Annotated in this window: 18 protein-coding genes and 2 pseudogenes; 12 read left to right on the top strand and 8 right to left on the bottom strand. The window is 71.0% G+C overall.

Annotation, left to right across the window (positions count from 1 at the left end; translation table 11 throughout):
• Window positions 1-70: 70 nt before the first annotated feature.
• Window positions 71-1,216: a PP2C family protein-serine/threonine phosphatase gene (locus tag QQS16_RS22130; RefSeq protein WP_286063577.1), complete on the bottom strand. Its 1,146-nt coding sequence runs from the start codon at window positions 1,214-1,216 to the stop codon at window positions 71-73.
• A gap of 143 nt (window positions 1,217-1,359) precedes the next feature.
• On the opposite strand from QQS16_RS22130, the gene QQS16_RS22125 reads away from it, so the two are divergent.
• Window positions 1,360-1,824: a hypothetical protein gene (locus tag QQS16_RS22125; RefSeq protein WP_502963823.1), complete on the top strand. Its 465-nt coding sequence runs from the start codon at window positions 1,360-1,362 to the stop codon at window positions 1,822-1,824.
• A 129-nt stretch (window positions 1,825-1,953) separates the two neighbouring features.
• Here the strand turns inward: QQS16_RS22125 and QQS16_RS22120 are convergent, their stop codons facing one another.
• Complete coding sequence (locus QQS16_RS22120; RefSeq protein ID WP_286063576.1) at window positions 1,954-2,529, bottom strand: SH3 domain-containing protein; 576 nt, start codon at window positions 2,527-2,529, stop codon at window positions 1,954-1,956.
• A gap of 213 nt (window positions 2,530-2,742) precedes the next feature.
• On the opposite strand from QQS16_RS22120, the pseudogene QQS16_RS22115 reads away from it, so the two are divergent.
• Window positions 2,743-3,135 (top strand): annotated as a pseudogene (locus tag QQS16_RS22115) (hypothetical protein); the annotation flags it as partial.
• On the opposite strand, the gene QQS16_RS22110 reads toward QQS16_RS22115, so the two are convergent.
• The gene (locus QQS16_RS22110; protein WP_286063575.1) at window positions 3,041-4,378 is read right to left on the bottom strand and encodes an aminotransferase-like domain-containing protein; all 1,338 of its coding nucleotides are present in this window, start codon (window positions 4,376-4,378) and stop codon (window positions 3,041-3,043) included. The pseudogene QQS16_RS22115 and the gene QQS16_RS22110 overlap by 95 nt on opposite strands.
• Before the next feature lie 74 nt (window positions 4,379-4,452).
• On the opposite strand from QQS16_RS22110, the gene QQS16_RS22105 reads away from it, so the two are divergent.
• Window positions 4,453-5,313, top strand: coding sequence for an alpha/beta fold hydrolase (locus tag QQS16_RS22105; protein ID WP_286063574.1), 861 nt, complete (start codon window positions 4,453-4,455; stop codon window positions 5,311-5,313).
• An 82-nt stretch (window positions 5,314-5,395) separates the two neighbouring features.
• Here QQS16_RS22105 and QQS16_RS22100 read toward each other — a convergent pair whose 3' ends face one another.
• On the bottom strand, window positions 5,396-7,474 hold the full coding sequence (locus tag QQS16_RS22100; RefSeq protein WP_502963822.1) for a PhoX family protein: 2,079 nt from the start codon (window positions 7,472-7,474) through the stop codon (window positions 5,396-5,398).
• A gap of 344 nt (window positions 7,475-7,818) precedes the next feature.
• Here QQS16_RS22100 and QQS16_RS22095 point away from each other — a divergent pair, with 344 nt between their 5' ends.
• From QQS16_RS22095 to QQS16_RS22085, 3 genes are all read left to right on the top strand, one after another.
• Window positions 7,819-9,420: a VWA domain-containing protein gene (locus QQS16_RS22095; protein ID WP_286063573.1), complete on the top strand. Its 1,602-nt coding sequence runs from the start codon at window positions 7,819-7,821 to the stop codon at window positions 9,418-9,420.
• A gap of 86 nt (window positions 9,421-9,506) precedes the next feature.
• On the top strand, window positions 9,507-11,123 hold the full coding sequence (metG, locus tag QQS16_RS22090) for a methionine--tRNA ligase (protein ID WP_286063572.1): 1,617 nt from the start codon (window positions 9,507-9,509) through the stop codon (window positions 11,121-11,123).
• 113 nt (window positions 11,124-11,236) lie between these two features.
• On the top strand, window positions 11,237-11,713 hold the full coding sequence (locus tag QQS16_RS22085) for a hypothetical protein (RefSeq protein WP_286066408.1): 477 nt from the start codon (window positions 11,237-11,239) through the stop codon (window positions 11,711-11,713).
• An 84-nt stretch (window positions 11,714-11,797) separates the two neighbouring features.
• Here the strand turns inward: QQS16_RS22085 and QQS16_RS22080 are convergent, their stop codons facing one another.
• The gene (locus QQS16_RS22080; protein WP_286063571.1) at window positions 11,798-13,144 is read right to left on the bottom strand and encodes a pectate lyase family protein; all 1,347 of its coding nucleotides are present in this window, start codon (window positions 13,142-13,144) and stop codon (window positions 11,798-11,800) included.
• 204 nt (window positions 13,145-13,348) lie between these two features.
• On the opposite strand from QQS16_RS22080, the gene QQS16_RS22075 reads away from it, so the two are divergent.
• On the top strand, window positions 13,349-13,714 hold the full coding sequence (locus QQS16_RS22075; RefSeq protein ID WP_286063570.1) for a PH domain-containing protein: 366 nt from the start codon (window positions 13,349-13,351) through the stop codon (window positions 13,712-13,714).
• A gap of 552 nt (window positions 13,715-14,266) precedes the next feature.
• On the opposite strand, the gene aspS is transcribed toward QQS16_RS22075, so the two are convergent.
• A complete protein-coding gene (gene aspS, locus QQS16_RS22070) occupies window positions 14,267-16,030 on the bottom strand; it encodes an aspartate--tRNA ligase (RefSeq protein ID WP_286063569.1) in 1,764 nt (587 codons plus the stop codon).
• Window positions 16,031-16,185: 155 nt separating this feature from the next.
• On the opposite strand from aspS, the pseudogene QQS16_RS22065 reads away from it, so the two are divergent.
• Window positions 16,186-18,338: pseudogene (locus QQS16_RS22065) on the top strand (SpoIIE family protein phosphatase).
• A 235-nt stretch (window positions 18,339-18,573) separates the two neighbouring features.
• On the opposite strand, the gene QQS16_RS22060 reads toward QQS16_RS22065, so the two are convergent.
• Both QQS16_RS22060 and QQS16_RS22055 read right to left on the bottom strand, forming a co-directional pair.
• Window positions 18,574-19,545: a pirin family protein gene (locus QQS16_RS22060; RefSeq protein WP_286063568.1), complete on the bottom strand. Its 972-nt coding sequence runs from the start codon at window positions 19,543-19,545 to the stop codon at window positions 18,574-18,576.
• Between the two features lie 248 nt (window positions 19,546-19,793).
• Window positions 19,794-20,258 carry an SseB family protein gene (locus QQS16_RS22055; protein WP_030665616.1) on the bottom strand — a complete coding sequence of 155 codons (465 nt, stop codon included), beginning with the start codon at window positions 20,256-20,258 and terminating at the stop codon, window positions 19,794-19,796.
• A gap of 393 nt (window positions 20,259-20,651) precedes the next feature.
• Here QQS16_RS22055 and QQS16_RS22045 point away from each other — a divergent pair, with 393 nt between their 5' ends.
• The 4 genes from QQS16_RS22045 (at window position 20,652) to QQS16_RS22030 (ending at window position 25,619) form a co-directional block, all read left to right on the top strand.
• Window positions 20,652-22,478, top strand: coding sequence for an acyl-CoA dehydrogenase (locus QQS16_RS22045; protein ID WP_286066407.1), 1,827 nt, complete (start codon window positions 20,652-20,654; stop codon window positions 22,476-22,478).
• A gap of 85 nt (window positions 22,479-22,563) precedes the next feature.
• The gene (locus QQS16_RS22040) at window positions 22,564-23,883 is read left to right on the top strand and encodes a M18 family aminopeptidase (RefSeq protein WP_286063567.1); all 1,320 of its coding nucleotides are present in this window, start codon (window positions 22,564-22,566) and stop codon (window positions 23,881-23,883) included.
• A gap of 99 nt (window positions 23,884-23,982) precedes the next feature.
• Window positions 23,983-24,234, top strand: coding sequence for a DUF6458 family protein (locus tag QQS16_RS22035; protein ID WP_286063566.1), 252 nt, complete (start codon window positions 23,983-23,985; stop codon window positions 24,232-24,234).
• Between the two features lie 332 nt (window positions 24,235-24,566).
• On the top strand, window positions 24,567-25,619 hold the full coding sequence (locus tag QQS16_RS22030) for a glycosyltransferase family 2 protein (RefSeq protein ID WP_286066406.1): 1,053 nt from the start codon (window positions 24,567-24,569) through the stop codon (window positions 25,617-25,619).

The following is a 25,619-nucleotide window of genomic DNA, read 5'->3' as shown; positions in this document are numbered from 1 at the left end:
TCGATCACGTACGTCAGCACCGTAACCGCTGCGGCTGCAAAGGTGGGCCTCAGGACGGCGAACGTCCCTTTCAAGGGGTCTCGTCGAGCCGCCGCACCGCGAACACCGTGGTGTCGTCGGCCAGTCGGCCGCCGCAGTGGCCGAGAGTGCCGTCGCGGACCAGGGCGACCAGGCGGCCGGGGTCGGCGGCGTGCGGGTCGGCGGCGACGGCGCGGGCCACCTCGTCGGCGAGCGGGTAGAAGCAGCCCGCGCCGTCACGGGACTCGGTCACCCCGTCGGTGGTCAGCAGCAGGGTGGTGCCGGGGGCCAGGGGCACCCTGCGCAGCGGCGGCAGCCCGTCCGCCACCAGCTCGCCGAGCCCGAGCGGGAGGCCGTCGCCGGGCGGCAGGTGCCGTACGCCGTCGGGGCCGACCGCGAGCGGGGGCTCGTGACCGAAGACCACGGCCTCCACCACGTCGAAGGCGTCCACGGGGAAGCCGAGCAGCACGGCGGTCGCGAACCGGTCGCCGTCCTCCCGGCCCAGGGCGGTGACGTGCAGCCCGTGCCGCCGCATCCGGATCTCCAGGCGCCGGGCGACCGTCAGCAGGTCCGGCTCGTGGTAGGCCGCCTCGCGGAACGTGCCGAGCAGCGCGGCCGCCGCCTCGACCGCGCCGAGTCCCTTGCCCTGCACGTCGCCGAGGAGGACCCGGGTGCCGTACCGGCCGGGCTGGATGTCGTAGAAGTCGCCGCCGACGCGGGCCTCGCTGTCGGCGGCGAGGTAGACGGCCGCGTGGTCGAGGCCGCCCCAGCCCGGCGGGAGCGGGCGCAGCACGGTCCGGCGGATCGTCTCGGTGATGTCCCGCATGTGGAGCATGTGGCGCTCGCCGCGTACCCGTACCGCGCAGGCCAGCGTGGCGAGCAGACCGCCGATGCCGACCAGGATGAAGTCCGGGAGGCCGATCCGGTACTGGTGCGGCCAGGCGCCGTCCGCCAGGAAGTACGTCACGAGCGCGACCACGGCGAACGCGGCCGTGAGCCCCACTCCGCAGATCGCCGCGGCGATGCCGGGAACCAGCACGATCCAGGAGATGATCCGGAACTCGCCGGTGGTGTGGAAGTCGACGCCCGTGATGGCGAGGAGCAGCAGCAGCGGAGGCAGCCAGGCGACGCTGTGGCCGCGTACCCGCAGCAGCTGGTTCCGGCGCCGGCCGGGCCCGCCGTCACTCACGGCCCTCATGCGCCCCAGCGAAGCACGGCGCCCGCAGGCCCGCATCCGCACCGCCCGGCCGCACCGGCTCGCGCACGTCCCCGCGCCGACTTGCCAGGGTCCGTCCCCCGGTGTGCTCTGGAAGGCGGGGGCGAGGAGAGAGGAGTGCTCCGATGGCTCACGCGGCACCCAGGTCCCGAGGAATGCGGCGCGGGACGAAGGCCACGGCCAGGCCGCCGGCCCGCACGCCCGACCTGTTCGGCGAACGGGTCCACCGGGCGGCGAGGATCGGGATACCCGTCGTCCTCGGACTCGTCTACGGCTACTGGGCGGCGGCCAACCGGCGCGGCGACGGTCCCATCACCGGCTGGAACCTCCTTTTCGGCTTCGTCACCGCCTTCGCGTTCATCGTGCTGTGTCTCGCCGTGGCGACCCTGGCCCCGCGGCTGAGGCGCGAAGCGCACTCGCTGACGAAGTCGGCCTTCGCCGGCGCGGCCATCGCCTTCCTCTACAACCAGTCCGGCGCGAGCGTCCTGAGCGCCACGGTCCTGGGCCTGGTCGTCATGGCGGGGTTCTTCGTCGCGTTCTTCTACCGCTACTACACACGCGAGGACGCGCAGGGCAACCGCATCCGCTGACCGCCCGTCGCCCGCTGCCGACCGCGCCGCGTCCGGCTCACGGCGTCCGGCGTCCGGCGCGCGGCAGGGACAACAGCGCGTGGGCCCCGGCACGTTCGCCGGGGCCCACGCCTTCCCTCATCCCTCCACTCACCGGCCGACCGGGAGCCGGTCCCAAGCACCCGATGAGGACCCGGTGACGCTCCAGCTCCACGAATCCGAGGAAGACCAGGAGCCGGCACCCGAGGCGGACCAGGAAACCGAGGCGGACACGGCCCACGACTCGCTCCAACCGGGGTCGTTCCCATCGGGGTTGTGCCAGCCGCCGTCCTTCCACCGCGGGCACGGGTCCGCGCAGTTCGGCACCCGGTGTCCGCCCGTGCCGACGAACGCGGCGCCGGCCCAGCCCTGGGCCCCGGCGAGCCAGTACCAGTACGGATCGCCGTTCACGCTCTGGCCACGGACCTTGCACTCGACACGGTCGTGGGTGCCCGGCGGGAGCCGGTCGACGACGTCGGCGTGCGTGGTGGGCGCCGACCTCACCTTGAGGGCGGTACCGGAGACGACGGTGCACCAGATCGGACCACCGGATCCGCCGCCGTCGTGTCCGTCGGCGTACCCCGGCGGGGTGGTGGCCACCGCGGCGGTGCCCGCTGTCGCGGCGACGAGAGTGCCGCCGGTGAACAGGGCCGCGGCCAGGGTCCGCAGGGCCGGAGTGGTGCGCATGGATCGGCCTCCTTCTCCCCAGCTCCAGGAAACACCCGTTCGGGTGAACCCTCCACCGGAGAGCGGAATCCCCGGTTCCACCAGGGCCGCGCCGCTCCCACCCCCCGTCCGGCCCACCGGACGCACCCGTACGCAGTCGTCCGGCTCGCCCGCCCGGCCCCAGGGCCCTTGCCTGGAACGGTGCTCTCACGCCTGACGAACGCTCCGCCGGCCCTGCTCGACCTCGCCGGTTTCTGGCTGCCCGTCACCGCGGCCGTCCTCGCCGTCACCGGGATCGCGGTCGCGGCCTGCCGTCGCCGCGCGGTCACCGCGACCGCCCTCGGCACCGCCACCGGCGGCGCGCTCCTCGGCCTCGTGGTGGCCGCCGGCCGCCGGCTCACCCTCGCCGGCCTGCCCGACCCGTCCCACCAGCCGGCCGCCGGAGCCGTCTACGACGCCCTCACCGCCACCCTGCGCACGGTCTCCTGGCTGCTCGTCGTCATCGGTCTGACGGTGGCGCTGTCCTGCCGGCTCACCGGACGGTACGGCCCTGTCGCGCGACGCCGGCGAGTGTCCGCAGCGCCCGCTCCAGATCCGGCACAGCCGCCGACGCGAGTCCGAGCCTGACCGCGTCCGGGGTGCGGTGGGGGTCCACGGCGAAGGCGGGGCCCGGCGTGACGGCGATCCCGTGCGCCGCCGCCGCGGCCGTGAAGGTGTCCGCCCGCCAGGGCGCGGGCAGCTCCCACCAGCCGTGATAGGCACGGGGATCGGACCGTACGGAGAAGCCGCGCAGCTCCTCCTGGAGGATCCGCTGCCGGCGGGCCGCGTCCGCCCGCTTGGCGGCGACCAGGCGCTCCACCGTCCCGTCGGCGGCCCACCGCACGGCCGCCTCCAGCGCGAACCGCCCCGCACTCCAGCCACCGGACCGCACGGCGGCGGCCACGGCGTCCACCCGGTGCGGCGGTACGACGAGGAAGCCGACGGTGAGGCCGGGCGCGACCCGCTTGGACAGCCCGTCCACGACGTGGGTGAGGGCGGGCGCGTACGCGGCCAGCGGGGTGACCGGGCCGGCGAGGAAGGACCAGATGCGGTCCTCGACGACCGGAAGGTCCAAGTCGACGGCCAATGCCGCGAGTTCGCGCTTGCGCCGCTCGCCGGTGGTCAGGGACGTCGGGTTGTGCAGGGTCGGCTGGAGGTAGAGGGCGGACAGGGGGGCCGTGCGGTGGGCGGCGGCGACGGACTGCGGACGGACGCCGTCCTCGTCCGAGGCCAACGGCACCAGCGTGATGCCGAGCCGGGCCGCGATCTCCTTGACCACGGGATACGTCAGCGCCTCGACCCCGGCCCGGCCGCCCGGCCGGACGAGGGAGGCGAGGGCGGCGGCGATCGCCTGGCGGGCGTTGCCCGCGAACAGGAGCTGTCCGGGGGCGGGCCGCCAGCCGGGACCGGCGAGGAGGGCGGCGGCCGCCTCCCGGGCGGCGGCGGTTCCGGTGGCGGCGGCCGGCCGGAGCGCCTCGGTCAGCACGTCGGGGCGCACCAGGGGCGCCAGGGTGGCGGCGAGCAGCTCCGACTGGCCCGGCGCCGACGGGTAGTTGAGCTCCAGGTTGACCGGAGCGGCGGTCGCGGCCTCGGTCAGCGCCCGCCCGGCTCCCGGCCCCGCCGGACCCGCCCGCACGAACGTGCCGCGGCCGACCTCCCCGACCACCAGCCCCCGGCGCACCAGTTCGCCGTACACCCGCCCCGCCGTGGACCCGGCGATCCCGCGCCGCCGCGCGAACACCCTCTGCGGGGGCAGCCGTTCGCCGGGCTTGAGGCGCCCGGCGGCGATGTCGTCGGCGAGCCGGTCGGCGATGCGCCGGTAGTCGTGCACGGGTCCCCCCTCGATTGCACCGAGGGCAAAGATCTTATTGCACCGAGCAGTTGGGGCGATCTAAGGTCGAGCACATGACCCCTTTCCCGGCGTTCCTCGCGTATGAGGACAAAGGCCCAGAAACCTCCCGAGTCCCCCTCGTCCTGGTCCACGGCCACCCCTTCGACCGCACCATGTGGGCCCCGCAGACCGCCGAGTTCTCCGCCACCCGCCGGGTGATCGCCCCCGATCTGCGCGGCTACGGCGCCTCGCCGGTGGTGCCCGGCATCACCCGTCTCTCCGACTTCGCCCAGGACATCGCGGCACTCCTGGACGACCTGAAGGTGGACGCCTTCGTCCTCGCCGGGCTGTCGATGGGCGGCCAGATCGCGATGGAGTGCGCCGGGCGGTTCGGTGACCGCGTCCGGGGGCTGGTGCTGGCGGACACCTTCCCGGCGGCGGAGACACCGGAGGGCGTCCGCTCCCGCCGGGCCATGGCGGACCGCCTCCTGAGGGAGGGCATGCGCGGGTACGCCGACGAGGTCCTGGACAGGATGGTGGCCCCGTACGCCGACGCCGAGGTCAGGGCGCACGTCCACCGCATGATGACGGCCACCCCGGCGGAGGGCGCCGCGGCGGCCCTGCGCGGACGGGCCGAGCGCCCCGACTACCGGGACCTGCTGACCCGCGTCACCGTGCCCGCGCTGGTCATCGTCGGCGCGGACGACACGTACACCCCGGTCGCCGACGCGCGGGACATGCACGCGCTCCTCCCCGACGCCACGCTGCGGGTGATCGAGGGCGCGGCCCACCTGCCGAACCTGGAGCGGCCACGGGAGTTCAACGAGGCGCTGCGGGAGTTCCTGGCCCGCGTGGACGGCGACGCGCGGCCCCAGGAGGGCGGAGAGCCGACCAGAACGGCGACCGCGCCACCGCGCTCCTTTCGAGCGGGGTGACGCGATCACCGGCGGACGTCCCGGTTCCGGGCGCCGCCGTTCGTCAGACGTGTCCGGTTCCCGGGTTTGCCGACCTGTCCTGTCAGACGCCGATGTCGTCGCCGTCCGCGCGCCAGACCGCCACGACCGAGGGGCGGACGATCTTGCCGGGACCGTCGGGCCAGGTGCTGGCCGGCTTCTCCACGGTGGCGCCGTTGATCTCACCGGGGTGCTGCACGGCGACCAGGACGCGCCGGTCCTGGACGACCGGGCCACAGGTCTCCGCGCCGATCGGCATGGTCAGGAACTGCTTGAGCTCACCGCGCCGCTCGCCCTTGGTGGCGACACCGAACAGGCCGTCGTGCGAGCCGAGCTGGGCACCGTCGGTGGAGATCCACAGGTTGCCGTGCGGGTCGAAGGCCACGTTGTCCGGGCAGGAGATCTGGCTGACCTTGTCCTTGGGGAACCCGGCGAAGTAGGTCGCCGGGTCGTTCGGGTCGCCCGCCACCAGGAACAGCGACCAGGCGAACCGGGTGCTGTCGGCCCGGTTCCAGCGCTCGGTGAGCTCCAGGACGTGTCCGTGCTTGTTGGCGTTGCGGGGGTTGGCCTCGTCGGCCGGGGCGTTCGTGCCGATCCCGCGGTTGGTGTTGTTGGTGAGGGCCACGTACACCTTGCCGGTGTGCGGGTTGGGCTCGATGTCCTCGGGCCGGTCCATCTTGGTCGCGCCGACCTTGTCCCCGGCGAGCCGCGTGAAGACGAAGACCTCGTCCGCCGTCATGCCCTCGACGTGCGAGACGGCGCCCTTGGCGGTCGCGGTGGCCAGCGGTATCCACTCGCCGCTGCCGTCGAACTCGCCGTCGGACGGGAGCTTGCCCGTGCCGTCGATCTCGATGGCGGGGGAGTCACCGGTGAGCCTGGCGACGTACAGCGTCCCCTCGTCGAGCAGCGAGAGGTTGTGCTCGCGCACGGCACGCGAGGTTCCGTGCTTCATCCGCTTGCTGCCGACGAACTTGTACATGTAGTCGAACCGCTCGTCGTCACCGGAGTAGACGACGGGACGGCCGTCGTGCGTGAGCCGCACGGTCGCGCCCTCGTGCTTGAACCGGCCGAGCGCGGTGTGCTTGCGGGGCGTGGAGTGCGGGTCGTACGGGTCGAGCTCGACGACGTACCCGAAGCGGTGCACCTCGTTCGGCTCCTGGGCGACGTCGAACCGCTTGTCGAACCGCTCCCACTTGCGCTCGGTGGCGCCGGTGCCGATGCCGTACCGCTTGTCGGTGGCCCGGCTCGCGTTGGCGAAGTACTGGTTGAAGTTCTCCTCGCCGTGCAGCGTGGTGCCCCAGGGGGTGGTCCCGCCCGCGCAGTTGTTGAGGGTGCCGAGGACCTTGCGGCCGGTCGGGTCGGCGGAGGTCTTCAGGAGGTCGGAGCCGGCGGCGGGGCCGGTGAGCCGGAACTCGGTGGTGGCGGTGATCCGCCGGTTGAGCGAGTGCCGGGAGACGGCGGTGAGCTTCCCGCTCCTGCGGTCCCCCTCGACGACGACGACGGACAGCCCGTGGGCCGCCCAGCCGATCTCGACCTGCTCGCGGGTGGGGTGGGCGGCGTCGTACCCACGGAACATGAGCACCTCGTCGGTGTACTCGTGGTTGGCGACGAGGACCTGCCGGCCGCGCTCGCCCGGCAGCGGGAGCAGGGCGAGGAAGTCGTTGTTGTACCCGAACTGACCGGCCTGGGCGGCGGCGGTCTGCTTCTCCGGGTCGAAGGCGGGCGCGCCACGCAGGATGGGCTCGCCCCAGCGGATGACGACGTTCTGCCGGTAGCCGTCCGGGACGGTCACGGTGTCGGCGGTGTTCGGTGCGACGGCGGTGAATCGCAGGCCGCGCGCGCCCTTGGCGGCGCCGGGCTTGTGCGTCGCGGCGCCGACGCCGGCGCTCTGCTGGGCGGCGGCGGCCGGCTGGGCGAGGGCGGTGCCCGCGGCACCGGCCACGGTGACGACCGCGGCGGCCCGCATCATCGAGCGACGGCTGAGCGCGCCGGCGATGACATCGCCGACGTACTGGTTGGCGGAGGTGTTGGGCGCCTCGTGGAAGCAGGCGTCACCACACCGGAACCGGCAGGTGAGGGCGGACCGCCCACCGGGATGCGAGTCGGACGACGACGTTCTGATCAACGGCAGCTGCATGCGCACGATGGCTCTTCCCTTTGCTTCCCCTTGAATCCGACGTCACGGACGCTAGGCGCACGTCTGTGCGGGAACGGGACGTGACGATGAACTGGGAATGAACCCGGGGTGGCGGTAGGCCGGTTGACGGCGTCCTGTTGTCGCCCTTGACGTCGGGGGCGGCCTATGACCCGCCCCCGCCCAAGATCACCACCCGGGCCGCTAACCTTACGTGTCCGTCCTGGCCAGGGATTGACGGCTTCAACGCGAAGGGGCGCGCACCGCCCGGCCCTGTTGAGGACGTCCGCACCGCAGAGCCACGTTCGATCCCCCACCGTCTGAAGCGGTGGTTCCCCCTCGAAAGGACACTGATGGGCATTCTTTCTCGCCTGCGCAACGCGTTCGGCCGCTCACCCAAGGGGCGCGACACCGACGCGGTTCCTTCGCAGGGGGCGGAGCGGGTCGCCGCGCAGAAGACCGAGCAGACGACCGTACCGGCACCGGCCACCGAGCCCGAGCCGACGCCCGGGCCCCAGCAGGCCCCGTCCGTCATCGACGAGCTGGTATCGGCGGCCTTCGACAACGTGACGGTCCCGAAGCCGAGGGCAACCGAGGAAAAGCCCCCGGCCACGACCCCCGAACCGGTCACGGAGGTCACCCCGGACCCGAAGCCCGAGCCGGCCCCGGAGAAGCCGACGGCCGAGGCCCCGGCCGTCACCCCCGCCCCGGAGAAGCCCGATCCGGCCACGGAGGCCACCCCGGAGCCGGAGAAGCCCGCGGCCAAGGCCCCGCTCGCGGAGAACCCCACACCGACCGAGCCGGAACCGACGCCCGAGCCGACCCCGGAGCCGGCCGCGGAGGCAACCCCCGAGCCGGAGCAGGAGCCGGAGCCGGTCCAGGTAGCCCCCGAGCCGGAGCCCGAGCCCGCCGTGGAGGCAACCCCCAAGCGGGAGCAGGAGCCGGCCGCGGAGGCAGCCCCGGAGCCCGAGCCGCTCCCGGCGACGGAAGCCACCCCCGAACCGGAGCCGGAGCCCGTGCCGGTCGCGGAGGCCACCCCCGAGCCGGAGCCCGAGCCCGAGAAGCCCGCGGCCAAGGCCCCTGTCGCAGAAGAACCGGTCGCACAGGAGCCGGTCGCAGAAGAACCGGTCGCAGAGGAACCCGCGCCGTCCGCCCCGGAGCCCGCGGCCGCCGACGCCGAGGAAGCCCCACAGGGGCCACCCGCGGCCGACGACGAAACCAGCACGGGTGGTGCGGGTGGGAACACCGAGGCCGAAGGCGAAGCCGAGGCCACCGACGACGCCCCGCAGCCGCAGTCCCCCGCCCCCGTCCCCGTCCCGGCGAACCTCCGCACCGCGCACCGCGCCGCCGAGTCCGTCCTCACCGCCAAGAACCTCACCGGCACCCGCGCCAAGGTCTACCTCGTCCTCGACCGCTCGGCGAGCATGCGCCCGTACTACAAGGACGGCTCCGCCCAGTCCCTCGCCGAGCAGACCCTCGCCCTCGCCGCCCACCTCGACCCCGAGGGCCCGGACGCCACGGTCCACGTCACCTTCTTCTCCACCGAGGTCGACGGCACCGGCGACCTCACCCTCACCGCGTACGAAAACAAGATCGACGAGCTGCACGCCGGCCTCGGCCGCATGGGCCGTACCAGTTACCACGCGGCGGTGGAGGACGTCCTCACCCACCACGAGAAGCACGCCCCCGCCGGTACCCCGGCCCTCGTCGTCTTCCAGACCGACGGCGCCCCCGACGCGAAGACCCCCGCCACCCAGTCCCTCACCGAGGCCGCGAAGACCCATCCCGCCGTCTTCTTCTCCTTCGTCGCCTTCGGCGAGCACGAGAACAAGGCCTTCGACTACCTCCGCAAACTGAAGTCCGACAACACGTCCTTCTTCCACGCGGGCCCGTCCCCCCGCGAGCTCACGGACACGGAGCTCTACGAGGGCGTACTCGCCGCCTGGCGCCCGTAGCGCCTCTTCGGGGGGTGGACCGGTCTCCGGTCCGCCCCCCGAAACGCATGTGAGTCGATCTTCGCGCGCCCAGTAGGATTTCGGGCATGGCGGCCACTGGAACCGAGAAGCCGGGGGCGAAGGCGTACTACGTCTCGACCCCCATTTACTACGTCAACGACGCTCCTCACCTGGGCCACGCCTACACGACCGTCGCAGGGGACGTGCTCGCCCGCTGGCACCGTCAGCGCGGCGAGAAGGTGTGGTACCTCACCGGCACGGACGAGCACGGTCAGAAGATCATGCGCACCGCCGACGCGAACGGGGTGACCCCGCAGGAGTGGTGCGACAAGCTCGTGGAGGAGGCCTGGCGGCCCCTCTGGGAGCACCTGGAGATCGCGAACGACGACTTCATCCGCACCACGCAGAAGCGGCACACCGATCGCGTCCAGGAGTTCGTGCAGGACCTGTACGACAAGGGCGAGATCTACAAGGGCGGTTACGAGGGCCCGTACTGCGTCGGCTGCGAGGAGTACAAGCTTCCGGGCGAGCTGCTCGACGGCGAGGGTGACTTCGCGGGTCAGAAGCTCTGCCCGATCCACAAGAAGCCGGTGGAGATCCTCAGCGAGGAGAACTACTTCTTCAAGCTGAGCGAGTACGGGGAGAAGCTGCTCGCCCACTATGAGGCGAACCCCGGCTTCATCCAGCCCGAGTCGGCGCGCAACGAGGTCGTGAACTTCGTCCGCCAGGGCCTGCAGGACCTGTCCATCTCCCGCTCGACCTTCGACTGGGGCGTCCCGGTCCCCTGGGACCCGAAGCACGTGATCTACGTGTGGGTCGACGCGCTGCTGAACTACGCCACGGCGGTCGGCTACAACGAGAACCAGCGGAAGTTCGAAGAGACCTTCCCCGCCGACGTCCACCTGGTCGGCAAGGACATCCTCCGCTTCCACGCGGTGATCTGGCCGGCGATGCTGATGGCGCAGGGCCTCCCGCTGCCCGGGAAGATCGCCGCGAACGGCTGGCTGATGGTCGGCGGCGAGAAGATGTCGAAGTCGAACCTGACGGGCATCAAGCCGCAGGACCTGACCTCGCACTTCGGCGTGGACGCGTACCGCTGGTACTTCCTGCGCGCGATCGCTTTCGGCCAGGACGGCTCCTTCTCCTGGGAGGACTTCTCGGCCCGCTACACCAGCGAGCTGGCGAACGACTACGGCAACCTGGCGTCCCGCGTCGCCGCGATGGTCGGCAAGTACTTCGACGGCGCGCTGCCGGAGGCGACGGCGTCCGGCGAGGCCGAGAAGGCGGTCCGGGACGGCCTGGCGACGGCCGTGGCGGAAGCCGACCGGAAGATCGGCGAGGAGTTGGACTTCCAGGGCGGCATCCTGGCCGTCTTCGACTTCGTCAAGCAGGTCAACGGCTACATCACGGAGCAGGAGCCGTGGAAGGTGGCGAAGGACACGAGTGACGAGGGCAAGGCCCGCCTGGCCACGATCCTCTACACGGCCGCGGAGTCCCTCCGCGCGGTGGCCGTCCTCCTGAACCCGGTCATGCCGGACACCTCCCAGAAGCTCTGGGACTCGCTCGGCGCCGGTGCCTCCCTCGGTCCCCTCGCGGACCAGAAGGTCCAGGAGTCGGGTGAGTGGGGCAGGCTGCCGGCCGGCACGACGGTCACCAAGGGCGCGGTCCTCTTCCCGCGTCTGGAGGAGAAGCCGACGGCGTAGCGCACACGAGCGGCACAGGGCCCGGGAGGCGGAACACCGCCTCCCGGGCCCTCGCCGTGGCCGTACCCCCTACCTGCGGGTCCCCGTCCACCCGTATGGTTTCCGCCATGGCAATGGCAGTACCCGAGGTCATTCCGATCGCCTACGTGCCCAGGCGTCACACCGAGTCCATCGGCCGGTACGCGGACGGTCAGTTCCTCGCGTCGATCACGTACGCCTTCCCCGAGGGCTTCCGTCCCGACGAGGGCTGGGAAGAGCACAAGGGCCTCTACGTGGCCCTCCACACCTTCGACGCCGAAGGCCACTACCGCGACTCGGACATCTGGTGCGCCGGCACCTGGGCCGACCAGCAGCGCGCCCCGGACGGCAACGACTCTGTCCTCGGCCGCGCCCGCATCCACCTGGCGAAACTCCTGCGCAGCCTGCCCCGCCGCTCCTACACGGACATCGCCATACGCCCCTTCCAGCTCACCGTCGACGGGGTCCGCTTCGGCCTGGTGATCCGCGAGGACGAGGGCGAGTCCTGGGCGGAGCTCTACCCGGACCGCCTCGAGTTCGGCGAACCGTGGGACGGCCGGTACGTCACCTGACGCGGTGCGGGGGTTCCCGCCACCGGCAGGACCCGGGAGTCCGTCGCGCGATTCCCGGGCCCCGCGGGGGCTGTTTCCGGCCGCCTACGACAGCGTCCCGGCGCCCGTCGTCGTCGCCAGCGAGGTCGGCAGGTTCTTCGCCGAGGTCTCCAGGCCCGCCGTCAGGTTCGGCGTCCAGTTGACCGTCGTCTTCAGCTTCTTCGAGTTCGCGGCGTTGTACGCGGCCACGACATCCGTCGCCGTGCCGTTGACGAGGTTGCCGCCACCCGCCACCGAGCCCGTGCCGTCGCCGCTGAGCAGCTTGGCGACCTTGCCGCCGGCGGGGACCGTCCAGGAGTTGTGCTCCGCGACGACCTGCGCCTTCGCGCGGGAGTCGATGCTGTACTTCGGCGCGTAGCCGTTCAGCGTCGTCGTGTCGTAGACGTTGTTGTAGATGTGGATCTGGCCGATGCGGGCCAGCGGAGCGCGCTGGACGATGCCCTTCCACACGTTGTGGTGGATGGAGACGCGCAGCTTGCCGACGCTGTCGGTGTCGCTGCTGCCGATCAGCATCGTCTTGTCGTGGTTGGTGAACTGGTTGCGCTCGACGGTCACCAGGTCGGAGCCGTTGGTGATGTCGAGGGCGCCGTCGTGGATCTGGTACTTGCGGCCGAAGTACGTCTTCTCCGCGCTGTCGAAGAACGGCGCGTCGGTGAACGTGTTGTGGTCGGCCCAGACGTGGGTCGCCCCGCGCAGGGTGACCGAGTCGTAGTTGGAGTTCCACTCGCCCGCCGAGCCGTCGGTCGGGTCCCACTGCGGGAAGCAGTCCTCGGTGGCGGCGAAGGTGAGGTTGCGGATGATGACGTTGTCGACGCTCTTCACCTGGAGGCTGCCGCCGGTGATGCCGGCCTTGGTGCCGGGGACGCCGACGAGCGTCGTGTTGGCGGGCACCTTGAAGACGATGTTCTTCGCCTGCTTGGCCTGGGCGGCGGCGCGGGCCGTCTCCTGCGTGCCCGACGGCAGCTTCGAGGTGCCGTACGTCGCCGGGTCGAACGCCTTGAGGTACGCCGACAGCGAGTAGCCGGTGCCCGCCGCGTAGTCCGCGCAGGTCAGCTTCTTGCCCGTGTCGTCGGTGTTGGCGTCGATCGTGCCCTTGACCTTGATGATCCGGGGGGTGGTGTCGGAGGCCGACCCCAGCGCCTTCACCAGCTGCGCGCGCGTGCTGACGGTGAAGGTGTGCGCGGCGTCGGCCTTCGCGCCGCCGGTGGTGCCGGTGCCGGAGGACGCCCAGCCGTTCTTGGCGGCCAGCGTCTGGTGGTACAGGTCGACGGCGTCCGCGTTCGCGTTCATCACGAGGAAGGAGGCGCCGAGGCCGGCGGTCGCGACGGCGGCGGTGGAGACGATCAGGGTGCGCCGCTTGCGGAGGGACCGGCGGTGGGAGGGGGAGGCCACGTAGGGGGATCCTTACGAGTGGGTGGAACGTTCTGTCATCCCCTCAGTGGCCGCGGGACGCCGATGGGTTGCCGCCCGCCTTCACCTTTCCTGCACCCCTGTACACGGCGGCCCCCCGGACGGTATACAACACGAAGATCATGTGGAGCCGGGCGTTTCGGAACGCACCCGGGCACATGAGCCGATTCAAGTGGGGGGATCCACATGGGAATGTTCGGAAACGCGCACACCGTCGACCCGAGCCAGGCGCAGCAGGACTACGCGCGTCTGATGGGCGCCGGTGAGCAGGTGCAGGCCGCGTACCAGCTGGTGCGTGACGTCATCCTGTTCACCGACCGCCGTCTGCTCCTGGTCGACAAGCAGGGCATCACCGGCAAGAAGGTGGAGTACCACTCCATCCCGTTCCGCAGCATCACCCACTTCGCGGTGGAGACCGCCGGCACCTTCGACCTCGACGCCGAGCTGAAGATCTGGGTCTCGGGCAACTCCGTCCCGATCCAGAAGACCTTCACCAAGGGCGTCGACATCTACGAGGTGCAGGCGATCCTCACGCAGTTCGTGGCCAAGTAGGCATGCGGAGGAGGGTCGAAAACCGCAAGGTCGACCACTCCTGGCCGCGATTCGGTACGTCACCCACGAGCAGTCCGGGCGCATCCGCGGCAGACCCGGGTGTCACCGCCCCTTCCCCACCTGGACTTTCACGACCGCTGGGGAAAGGGATGTCGGTGAACGGCATCGCACGCACCGAAGCCTCACATCCACCGCGGAGATCTTCGAAGGCGAGTAGCCACGGGCCCTTGCCGGAGCAATCCTCCTTACTCCGGCCTGCGCCGCGGCGACCACGCCCGCGTCCACGGCGACGCCCCGGCGGCGTGTGACATCCCGTGCTTCTGCTGCCTCGTGAGGCTGCTCGTTCGCTGTCATGCGCCAGGAAGGTAGAGAGGAACTCCGTCAATGAGCTGAGAGAACGGCCCCTTCTCCCCGAGCGCGCGAAAGGGACCTGACATCGACGGGCGATGTCAGGTCCCTCTACGCGAAGGCCTTCTCGAAGGCTTGCCTTGCTCGGCCGCTCCACTCGGGTGGCCTCGCTCGGGCCGCCTTACCCGGGCCGTCCCCTGAGTCCTACTTCGGCTGCGGCTTGCGCACCGTCAGGTGCAGCTCCCTCAGCCGCGTCTCGTCCAGCTCCGTCGGCGCTCCCATCATCAGGTCCTGGGCGTTGCCGTTGAGCGGGAAGGCGATCGTCTCGCGGATGTTGGGCTCATCGGCCAGCAGCATCACGATGCGGTCGACGCCCGGCGCGATGCCACCGTGCGGCGGGGCGCCGAAGCGGAAGGCCCTGAGCATGCCGGCGAACTCGCGCTCGACGGTCTCCTCGTCGTAGCCCGCGATCCCGAACGCCTTGAGCATGATGTCCGGCTCGTGGTTCCGGATCGCGCCGGAGGACAGCTCGACACCGTTGCAGACGATGTCGTACTGCCAGGCCAGGATGTCCAGCGGGTCCTGGTTCTCCAGGGCCTCCATGCCGCCCTGGGGCATCGAGAACGGGTTGTGCGAGAAGTCGATCTTTCCGGTCTCCTCGTCCTTCTCGAACATCGGGAAGTCGACGATCCAGCAGAACCGGAAGACGTTCTCCTCGAAGTGCCCGGCCCGCTTGGCGGCCTCGACCCGCACCGCGCCCATGATCTTCGAGACCTCGTCGAACTCGCCCGCGCCGAAGAACACGGCGTGCCCGGCGGCCAGCGAGAGCCGCTTGGTGAGCTCGGCGACGTTGTCCTCGGTGAGGAACTTGGCGATCGGGCCGGTCAGCGAGCCGTCCTCGGCCACGCGCACCCAGGCGAGACCCTTCGCGCCCTGCGAGACGGCGTAGTCACCGAGCTGGTCGAAGAACTTGCGCGGCTGGGCGGAGACGTCCGGCACCGGCAGCGCCCGCACGTGCTTGCCGGCGAACGCCTTGAACTCGGAGCCCTCGAAGATGTCGGTGATGTCGACGAGCTCCAGCTGGGCGCGCAGGTCCGGCTTGTCGGATCCGTACTTCAGCATCGACTCGCGGAACGGGATCCGCGGGAAGGGGGAGGTGACCTCGCGGCCGCCGCCGAACTCCGTGAACAGCTCGGTCATGAGCTTCTCGATCGGCTGGAAGACGTCCTCCTGCTCGACGAAGCTCATCTCGACGTCGAGCTGGTAGAACTCGCCCGGCGAACGGTCGGCGCGGGCGTCCTCGTCGCGGAAGCAGGGCGCGATCTGGAAGTAGCGGTCGAAGCCGGAGATCATCAGCAGCTGCTTGAACTGCTGCGGGGCCTGGGGGAGGGCGTAGAACCTGCCCGGGTGGATCCGGGAGGGGACGACGAAGTCGCGCGCGCCCTCCGGGGAGGTCGCCGTCAGGATCGGCGTGGCCATCTCGTTGAAGCCGAGGGCCACCATCTTGTGCCGGATCGCCGAGATGACCGCCGTCCGCAGCATGATGTTGCGGTGCATGCGCTCGCGGCGCAGGTCCAGGAAGCGGTACTCCAGGCGCCGCTCCTCGTTGACCCCGTCCTCGGTGTTGATGGTGAAGGGCAGCGGCTGGGCCGCGCCGAGCAGCTCGACCTCGCCGACCTCGACCTCGACCTCGCCGGTCGGCAGGTCCGGGTTGACGTTCTCGGCGCCACGGGAGACGACCTGGCCGTCGACACGGACCGTCGACTCCTTGGTCAGCTTGTCGAGGGCCTCGTACGCGGGCGTGCCGGGGCGGGCGACGAGCTGCGTGATGCCGTAGTGGTCGCGCAGATCGATGAAGAGGATGCCGCCCAGGTCGCGCCGATTGTGCAGCCAGCCGCTCAGCCGGACGTCGGTACCGACGTCAGAGGCGCGGAGCTCGCCGCAGGTGTGGGACCTGTACCGATGCATCGTCGTTCATCCAGCCTTCGCAGATCGGGGTCTGTTCCACGGGTTGTTTCACGTGAAACCCTCCCCAGCGTACCGGGCACCCCACGATCGGCTCCCCACTATTGGAGGCCGCTGATCAGTGGCACTCCTCGCCCGCCTGTTCCTAGAGTGGGTCAATGCGCACTGGTGAGCCCCTGCCCGCCGTGGGCAGGTCCTCGCCGCCCTCGCGACCGGCCTGTGGCGTTGGGACAACACCGCGGGACTCGTCACGCTGGATGCCGAGGCCGCGCGGCTGGTCGGGCTGCCCGCGGAGGCGGTCACCGTCTCGGAGGCCGCGATCCGCGCCCGCTTCCACCCCGTCGACTGGAACGAGATCGACGGCATCGTCCAGCTGGCCGTCGCCGAGGGCACTCTGGCCGAGGCCCGGCTGCGGATCATGGACGAGCACGGCCGGGTCATCCGAACCGTACGCAGCCGCTCCAAGCCGACCGTCGACCCGTCCACCGGTGAGTACGAGCTGGTCGGCACCCTCCAAGAGGTCACCGAGCCGCCGCCGGGCGCCGCCGCGCGCACCCCGGTCACCGGTGACTGGCGCCGGTCCCGGGAGGCGTTCCTGCTGGACGCGGGCCGTGCGCTCGCCGAGGCCCGGTCCACGGCCGAGGTGCTGCGGGTCGCGGCCGGTCTGTCCATGCCCGGTTTCTCCCCGGACGGCCTGGCCGTCTTCGGTGTGGAGGGCGACCGGCTGACGATCATCGGCCACCACGGTCACCGGCCCGGTGACGAGGGGCCCTTCTCCCACATGGCCCTCGCCACGGACTACCCGGCCGCCGAAGTGGTCCGTACCGGCCGCGCGGTCTACCTCTCCTCCCCCGAGGACTACAAGTCCCGCTACCCCGTGACCTGGCCGCTCGCCCAGCACTTCAGCCGCCAGTCCTGGGCGTTCCTGCCGCTGACGGTGGCCGGCCGCACGATGGGCGCGTGGATGGCGGCCTTCGCCTACCCGGTGGCGTTCACCCCGGACGAGCGCTCGGTCCTGACGACGGTCGCGAGGATGCTGGCGCAGGCCCTGTCCCGGGCGGGCGTGGCGGAGTCGGAACGGGAACTGACGGACGGGCTGCAACGCTCGATGCTGCCCACGCTCGGTCCCCGAATACCGGGCATGAGCGTCGCCGCCCGCTATGTCCCGACCGGCGGCGGCCTCCAGGTCGGCGGCGACTGGTACGACATGATCCCGCTGCCCAACGGCCGCTTCGCCCTGGTCATCGGCGACGTCCAGGGCCACGACGTCCGGGCGGCCGGTCTGATGGGCCAGCTCCGGATCGCACTGCGGGCGTACGCCTCGGAGGGCCACCGCCCGGACGCGGTCCTCTCCCGCGCCTCCCGCTTCCTGCACGGCATGACGTACGGCGACGAGGACCCCTCGGACCTCCGCTTCGCGACCTGCCTGTACGTGGAGGTCGACCCCACGACCGGCATCCTGGACGTCGCCCGCGCCGGCCATCCCGACCCGGCGATCCGCATGGCGGACGGCACGGTCCTCACCCGCCCGACGGCCGGCGGTCTCCCGCTGGGCATCGACCCGGACGCCGACTACCCCACCACCCGGATCACGCTGGAACCCGCCGAGACCCTGCTGATCTGCACCGACGGCCTGATCGAGACCGGCGGCCACGACATGGAGAGCGGCTGGAAACGCATCCGCACGATCCTGGAGAGCCACGAGGGCGACCTGGAGGAACTCGCCGACGCCCTGGTCCAGGCGGTGCACGGCCCGTCCTCCCACCACACCACCGGCCCGCTGGCCGACCGCCGCGAGGACGACACCGCCGTCCTGCTGCTCTGCCGGCAGGGTGCGAACTGCGGCTGCGGCGACACGGTGGCCGTACGCCCCCTGGTCCGCCGCACGATGCTGTCGGTGGCCCAGGCGGAACCGGAGCGGGTGGCGGTGGCCCGTCAGCAACTGCGGGAACTCCTGCACGACTGGAGATCGGCGGACCAGGTCGACTCGGCGGTCCTGCTGCTCTCCGAGACCCTGACCAACGTCCTGGTCCACACCGACGCGGACGCCCTGCTGCTGGCCGAGGTACGCGGCGGACCGGGCACCCGCCGCATCCGGGTCGAGGTCACCGACACCAGCGACGACCTCCCCCACAAGCGCAGACCCGGCGAACTGGCATCGTCCGGCCGGGGCCTGGTCCTCATGGACCTGCTCGCGGACGCGTGGGGAGTGGACCCTCGAGGCGAGGGCAAGAGCACATGGTTCGAGCTCTACGAGTCGTCCACAGAGGACGCGGACGACCGGGACGGGGACTCCCCGGCCACTTCTTGAGGGGTACACAGCTCCCCGCCGGCTCGGGTCGCCCGCGTCTCGCAGCATCACGCCACTACGCCGACGATAGTGCGCGATGCGTCGGCCAGAGCGACGTACCGCGCAATACCCCAGGTCATGACACCGGCCCGAGAGCCGCTGTACGAAGTGAGCGGCTCTCGGGCCGGGGCGTACCGTATCGGAGACGCACCGGCCGCCGATGGCGCGTCGGGCGTTCCGGTGGCGGGGCCGGGAGTTACAGCCCGCCCTCGGTCATCCCGTGTACCGCCGGGATCGTGCCCAGGCGGCCCTTCTGGAAGTCGTCGAACGCCTGCTGGAGCTCGTCGCGGGTGTTCATCACGAACGGGCCGTAGTGGGCCATCGGCTCACGGATCGGCTGGCCGCCGAGGAGGACGACCTCCAGGTCCGGCGTGTTCGAGTCCTGCTGCTCGTCCGCGCGGACGGTCAGCGAGGAGCCGGCGCCGAAGACGGCCGTCTGGCCCAGGTGGATCGGCCTGCGCTCGGCGCCCACCGCTCCGCGGCCCGCCAGCACGTACGCCAGGCCGTTGAAGTCCTCGCGCCACGGCAGGGTGAGTTCCGCGCCCGGCGCCAGCGTCGCGTGGACCATCGTGATCGGGGTGTGCGTGATGCCGGGACCCTCGTGCCCGTCCAGCTCACCGGCGATGACCCTGAGGAGCGCGCCGCCGTCGGGGGAGGCGAGCAGCTGGACGGTGCCGCCGCGGATGTCCTGGTAGCGGGGCGCCATCATCTTGTCCTTGGCCGGCAGGTTCACCCACAGCTGGAGGCCGTGGAAGAGGCCGCCGGACATGACCAGGTGCTCCGGCGGGGCCTCGATGTGCAGCAGGCCGGAGCCCGCCGTCATCCACTGGGTGTCGCCGTCGGTGATGGTGCCGCCACCGCCCTGCGAGTCCTGGTGGTCGAAGATCCCGTCGATGATGTACGTGACGGTCTCGAAGCCGCGGTGCGGGTGCCACGGGGTGCCCTTCGGCTCCCCGGGCGCGTACTCCACCTCGCCCATCTGGTCCATCATGATGAAGGGGTCCAGGTGGCGGTAGTTGATCCCGGCGAACGCCCGTCGCACCGGGAAGCCCTCGCCCTCGAAACCGCTCGGCGCGGTCGTGACGGTGAGCACGGGACGGGCCACGGCGTCGGCGGGTGCGGCGACTCGCGGCAGCGTCAGCGGGTTCTCGACGGTCACTGCAGGCATGTCGGTACCTCCTTGTGCAACGAGTTTAGTTGAGCGTTGAACTTCCTGCCACCCCTAACGGAGAAGGCGGGGCAGGCATTCCCGCCGGACCATCGGGCCGTCGCCCGTGCGGCACCCAGCCGTCGCCCGTGCGGCACCCAGCCGTCGCCTGTGCGGCACCCAGCCGTCGGGCGGCGGACGCGGACAGCGCCGGAGGCCGGTGCAGGGCACCGGCCTCCGGAGACCGCGCGACCAGGATCGGCCGGCCGCTATCCGTACATCCGCCGCATCGCGAACTCGACCATCTGCTCCACGGCCTTCGCGTCGAAGACCATGCGGTGCTCGCCCTCCATGTCGAGGACGAAGCCGTACCCGGTCGGGAGCAGGTCGATCACCTCGGCGCCGGTGATCACGAAGTACTTGGACTCCTTGCCCGCGTACCGCCGCAGCTCCTTGAGCGAGGTGAACATCGGGATCACCGGCTGCTGGGTGTTGTGCAGGGCGAGGAATCCGGGGTTGTCACCGCGCGGGCAGTAGACCTTCGAGGTCGCGAAGACCTGCTGGAAGTCCTCGGCGGTCACCTGCCCGGTGGTGAAGGCGCGCACCGCGTCCGCGAGCGAGGGCGGGGACGGCTCCGGGTACAGCGGCTGCTGCTGCCCGTAGCCGCCGGACATGGGCTGCTGCGGCGGGGCGTACTGCTGCTGAGCGCCGACGTTCTGGTCGTAGCCGTACATGACCGCAAGAGTACCGAGAGGACACTGCGGAACGGCACGGCACGGGAAATCAGAGCAAGGGGATACGGGGACACGGCCACACGGACATCAGCACGACGAAGAGGTCCACGAGCACCTCAGAGACCTCTCCTGCGTCCGTCCCGCCCCTGAAGCATGTGTCGCCGAGACGGACGGGATCTTCGGCGACGGCCACGAGCAGCAGCTGGCGGCGGTGACGGGCGATGTCACGCGGGGTTACACGGCGACACCGACGGTTCCGGTGTGACCTGTCACAGGTGACCGGTTCGGGGTTGCTTCTTATTACCGACGGGTAGCATCATCGTAGCTACTTGTTGGTATGTGAATCAGGTGCGAGGAGCCAGTGCCTCGCCGACCCGCTACGGAGCCGTCGCCATGGGGCACTACAAGTCGAATCTCCGCGACATCGAGTTCAACCTCTTCGAGGTCCTCGGGCGCGACAAGCTGTACGGGACCGGTCCGTTCGCGGAGATGGACACGGACACCGCGAAGAGCATCCTGGAGGAGCTGACGCGCCTCTCGGAGAACGAGCTGGCGGAGTCGTTCGCCGACGCCGACCGCAACCCGCCGGTCTTCGACCCGGAGACGAACACCGCGCCCGTACCGGCGTCCTTCAAGAAGAGCTACCAGGCCTTCATGGACTCCGAGTACTGGCGCCTCGGCCTGCCCGAGGAGATCGGCGGCACCACCTCGCCCCGTTCGCTGATCTGGGCGTACGCGGAGCTGATCCTGGGCGCCAACCCGGCCGTGTGGATGTACTCCTCCGGCCCGGCCTTCGCGGGCATCCTCTTCGACGAGGGCAACGAGGTGCAGAAGCACATCGCGAAGATCGCCGTGGACCGCCAGTGGGGCTCCACCATGGTGCTCACCGAGCCGGACGCCGGCTCGGACGTGGGCGCCGGCCGCACCAGGGCCGTCCAGCAGGAGGACGGCTCCTGGCACATCGAGGGCGTGAAGCGCTTCATCACGTCCGGTGAGCACGACATGTCGGAGAACATCCTCCACTACGTGCTCGCGCGTCCCGAGGGCGCCGGCCCCGGCACCAAGGGCCTGTCCCTCTTCCTCGTGCCGAAGTACCTCTTCGACTTCGAGACCGGCGAGCTGGGCGAGCGCAACGGCGTCTACGCGACGAACGTCGAGCACAAGATGGGCCTGAAGGCCTCCAACACCTGCGAGATGACCTTCGGCGACCGCCACCCCGCCAAGGGCTGGCTGATCGGCGACAAGCACGACGGCATCCGCCAGATGTTCCGGATCATCGAGTTCGCGCGGATGATGGTCGGCACGAAGGCGATCTCCACGCTGTCGACGGGCTACCTGAACGCGCTGGAGTACGCCAAGGAGCGCGTCCAGGGCCCGGACCTCGCCAACTTCATGGACAAGAGCGCGCCCAAGGTCACCATCACCCACCACCCTGACGTCCGCCGCGCGCTGATCACGCAGAAGGCGTACGCGGAGGGCATGCGCGCCCTGGTGATGTACACCGCGGCCGTCCAGGACGAGATCCAGGTCAAGGAGACGAACGGCGAGGACGCCTCCGCCGATCACGCCCTCAACGACCTGCTCCTGCCGATCGTGAAGGGCTACGGCTCCGAGAAGGCCTACGAGTTGCTCGCCCAGTCCCTGCAGACCTTCGGCGGCTCCGGCTTCCTCCAGGAGTACCCGATCGAGCAGTACATCCGGGACTCCAAGATCGACACCCTGTACGAGGGCACCACCGCGATCCAGGGGCAGGACTTCTTCTTCCGGAAGATCGTCCGCAACCAGGGGGCGGCCCTGAACTCCCTCGCCGAGGACATCAAGAAGTTCCTGGCGCTGGGCACCGGCGGCGAGGAGCTGGCGGGCGCCCGCGAGCACCTGGCCAAGGCCGCCGTCGAGCTGGAGGCCATCGTCGGGCTGATGCTGACCGACCTCGCGGCCACCGAGCAGGACGTCAAGAACATCTATAAGGTCGGCCTGAACACGACCCGTCTGCTGATGGCCTCCGGTGACGTCGTCGTCGGCTACCTGCTGCTGAAGGGCGCCGCGATAGCCGCCGAGAAGCTGGAGACGGCCTCCGCGAAGGACAAGGCGTTCTACACCGGCAAGATCGCGGCGGCGAAGTTCTTCGCGGCCGAGGTCCTGCCCGGCGTGACCCTGGCCCGCAAGGTCGCCGAGGGCGTCGAGCTGGACCTGATGGAGCTGGACGAGGCCGCCTTCTGAGCCCCGTCCCTCCACGGACAGCCCTGACGAAGGCCCGCTTCCCGGTGAGGGGGAGCGGGCCTTCGTCCGTCGTTAAGGTGAACCCATGAGCGCACCCTCCCGCTTCGACCGCGGACTCACCGATGACCTGATGTCGTTCCTGGCGGCCGGCCCCTCGCCGTACCACGCGGTGGCGAACGCGGCCGAGCGGCTGGAGAAGGCCGGTTTCCGGCAGGTCTCGGAGACGGACGCCTGGGACGCGGAGGCATCACCGGTGTCCGCTGCGGGCAGCGGCGGCAGGTATGTGCTGCGCGGCGGGGCGATCGTGGCCTGGTACGTCCCCGAGGGCGCCGCGCCGCACACACCGTTCCGGATCGTCGGCGCGCACACCGACTCCCCCAACCTGCGGGTCAAGCCGCTGCCCGACGCGGGGGCGCACGGCTGGCGCCAGGTGGCCGTGGAGATCTACGGCGGGCCGCTGCTGAACTCCTGGCTCGACCGCGACCTGGGCCTGGCGGGCCGGCTGACCCTGCGGGACGGCTCGACGCGCCTGGTGAACATCGACCGGCCGTTGCTGCGGGTGCCCCAGCTCGCCATCCACCTGGACCGTTCGGTGTCGGCGGAGGGCCTCAAGCTCGACAAGCAGCGGCACCTCCAGCCCGTGTGGGGGCTGGGCCGCGAGGTGCGGGACGGCGACCTGATCGCCTTCCTGGAGGAGGAGAGCGGGATCGGCGCGGGCGAGGTGACCGGCTGGGACCTGATGACCCATTCCGTGGAGCCGCCGGCCTACCTGGGCCGCGACCGGGAGCTGGTCGCCGGGCCGCGCATGGACAACCTGCTGTCCGTGCACGCCGGGGTGTCCGCGCTGGCGGCGGTCTCCCAGAGCGCGGACCTGCCCTGCATCCCGGTGCTCGCCGCCTTCGACCACGAGGAGAACGGCTCGCAGTCGGACACCGGCGCGGACGGACCGCTGCTCGGCGGGGTGCTGGAACGTTCGGTGTTCGCGCGCGGAGGCTCGTACGAGGACCGGGCGCGCGCCTTCGCGGGCACCGTCTGCCTGTCCTCCGACACCGGCCACGCGGTGCACCCCAACTACGCGGAGCGCCACGACCCGACGCACCACCCGCGCGTCAACGGCGGTCCGATCCTCAAGGTCAACGTCAACAACCGCTACGCCACGGACGGTTCGGGCCGCGCGATCTTCGCCGACGCCTGCGAGAGGGCCAACGTGCCCTTCCAGTCCTTCGTGTCCAACAACTCCATGCCCTGCGGCACCACGATCGGGCCGATCACCGCGGCCCGCCACGGCATCCGCACCGTCGACATCGGCGTGGCGATCCTGTCGATGCACAGCGTCCGGGAGTTGTGCGGCGCGGACGACCCGTACCTGCTGGCGAACGCGATGACGGCGTTCCTGGAGGGGTAGCCCCGTTCCGGAACGGGCCGGTACGGCATGGGGGTTGACAGCCGGGGTACACGCAGTCTCGGACCGGAACGACCGGACCGGACAAGGGAGGCAACACTCATGGGCCTCGGCGGATGCATCATCCTCATCGCCGTGGGAGCCATCCTCACGTTCGCGACCGACTGGGACATGGAGGGTGTCAACCTCGACCTGGTCGGCATCATTCTGATGATCGTCGGGCTGATCGGCGTCAGCACGTTCAGCAGCATCGCCCGACGCAGGCGGGTCGTGGTGCCGCCCGCGACGCCGGTCGTCGAAGAGGAACGGCGCACCACCCGCAGGGACGGATACAGCGACGGCTACGGCGTCTGACGTCTCGGCAGATACAGGACGGCACACCGGAACCCGGACACATGGGCCGGAGCGGCACAGGACCCCCGGCACGGCATGCACAGGGCAAGCGGCACAACCTTGAGCATTCCGTGACCGGGGGTGTCTTGTGCCCTTGTGTGAATATCGTAAAGAATCGGGAGTCCTGAGGCCCGGGGGGAGAGCGGTACCGGGCCGCTCCACAGCACCCCGGGGGGCTCCACGTGCTCGATCTCGCTGCCCCCGTGGCCGTCGCGGGACACGATCCGCACCGCGGCCGCCCCGGCCGTCACGCCGCCCGCAGGGCGCACGCGGCTCCCGACGAACCCGGCCCGGTGCCGCGTCTGGCGGTGCTGATACCGGCCCACAACGAGCAGGACCGCATCGCGGCGGCCATCCAGGGCCTGTGGGACCAGACCCGGCGGCCGGACCTCGTCGTGGTCGTCACCGACAACTGCACCGACGACACCGCCGCCGTCGCCACGGCCCACGGCGCGCAGGTCTTCGTCACGCGGGGCAACACGCACCGGAAGGCCGGCGCCCTCAACCAGGCCATCGCCTGGATGCTGCCGCACCTGGACGACCGGGACCTGCTGCTGGTGCAGGACGCCGACACCGTCCTCGACCCCCGCTTCACCGAGACCGCCGTCGGCACCTTCAACCGCAAGGTGGGCGCGGTCGGCGGCGTCTTCTACGGCGAACCGGGCGGCGGCTTCCTCGGACTGCTCCAGCGCATGGAGTTCCACCGCTACGCCTGGGAACTGGAGCGCACCGGCGGCAAGGCCCAGGTCCTCACCGGCACCGGGACCATGTTCCGCGCGCGGGTCCTGCGCGAGGTGCGCGCCGCCCGCCGCGACGGGGTGATCGGCGGCGGCACGAGCTACTACAGCCTCGCCTCGCTGACCGAGGACGACGAGATGACCAAGGCGGTCAAGACCCTCGGCTACCGCACCATGTCCCCGGCCGCCTGCGCGGTCACCACCGAGGTCATGCCCACCCTGGGCAAGCTGTGGCACCAGCGCCTGCGCTGGCAGCGCGGCGCCCTGGAGAACCTGCGCGACTACGGCTGGACCCGGGTCACCGCCCGCTACTTCGTCCAGCAGTTCCTGATGGGCTTCGGCGCGCTGTCCTTCCTCGTCTACCTCACCTTCATGACCACGTACACGACCCTGTACGGCTGGCCCGGCCTCTCCCCGTTCTGGACCTCGATCGGCCTGATCTTCATGGTCGAGAAGACCGTCTCCGTGCGCCGCGCCGGCCCCCGGGCCGTCCTGGTCGCGGCGCTGATGATCCCGGAGATGCTCTACGACCTGTTCCAGCACGCCGTCTACTTCTCCTCCCTGTGGGGCCTGCTGCGCCGCAGCGAGGAGCAGTGGGTGACCACCTGA

It is taken from the genome of Streptomyces sp. ALI-76-A (assembly GCF_030287445.1).
Lineage (GTDB): Bacteria > Actinomycetota > Actinomycetes > Streptomycetales > Streptomycetaceae > Streptomyces.
Note: the sequence above shows the minus strand (reverse complement) of the source record. Positions and strands in the feature narration are given on the sequence as shown.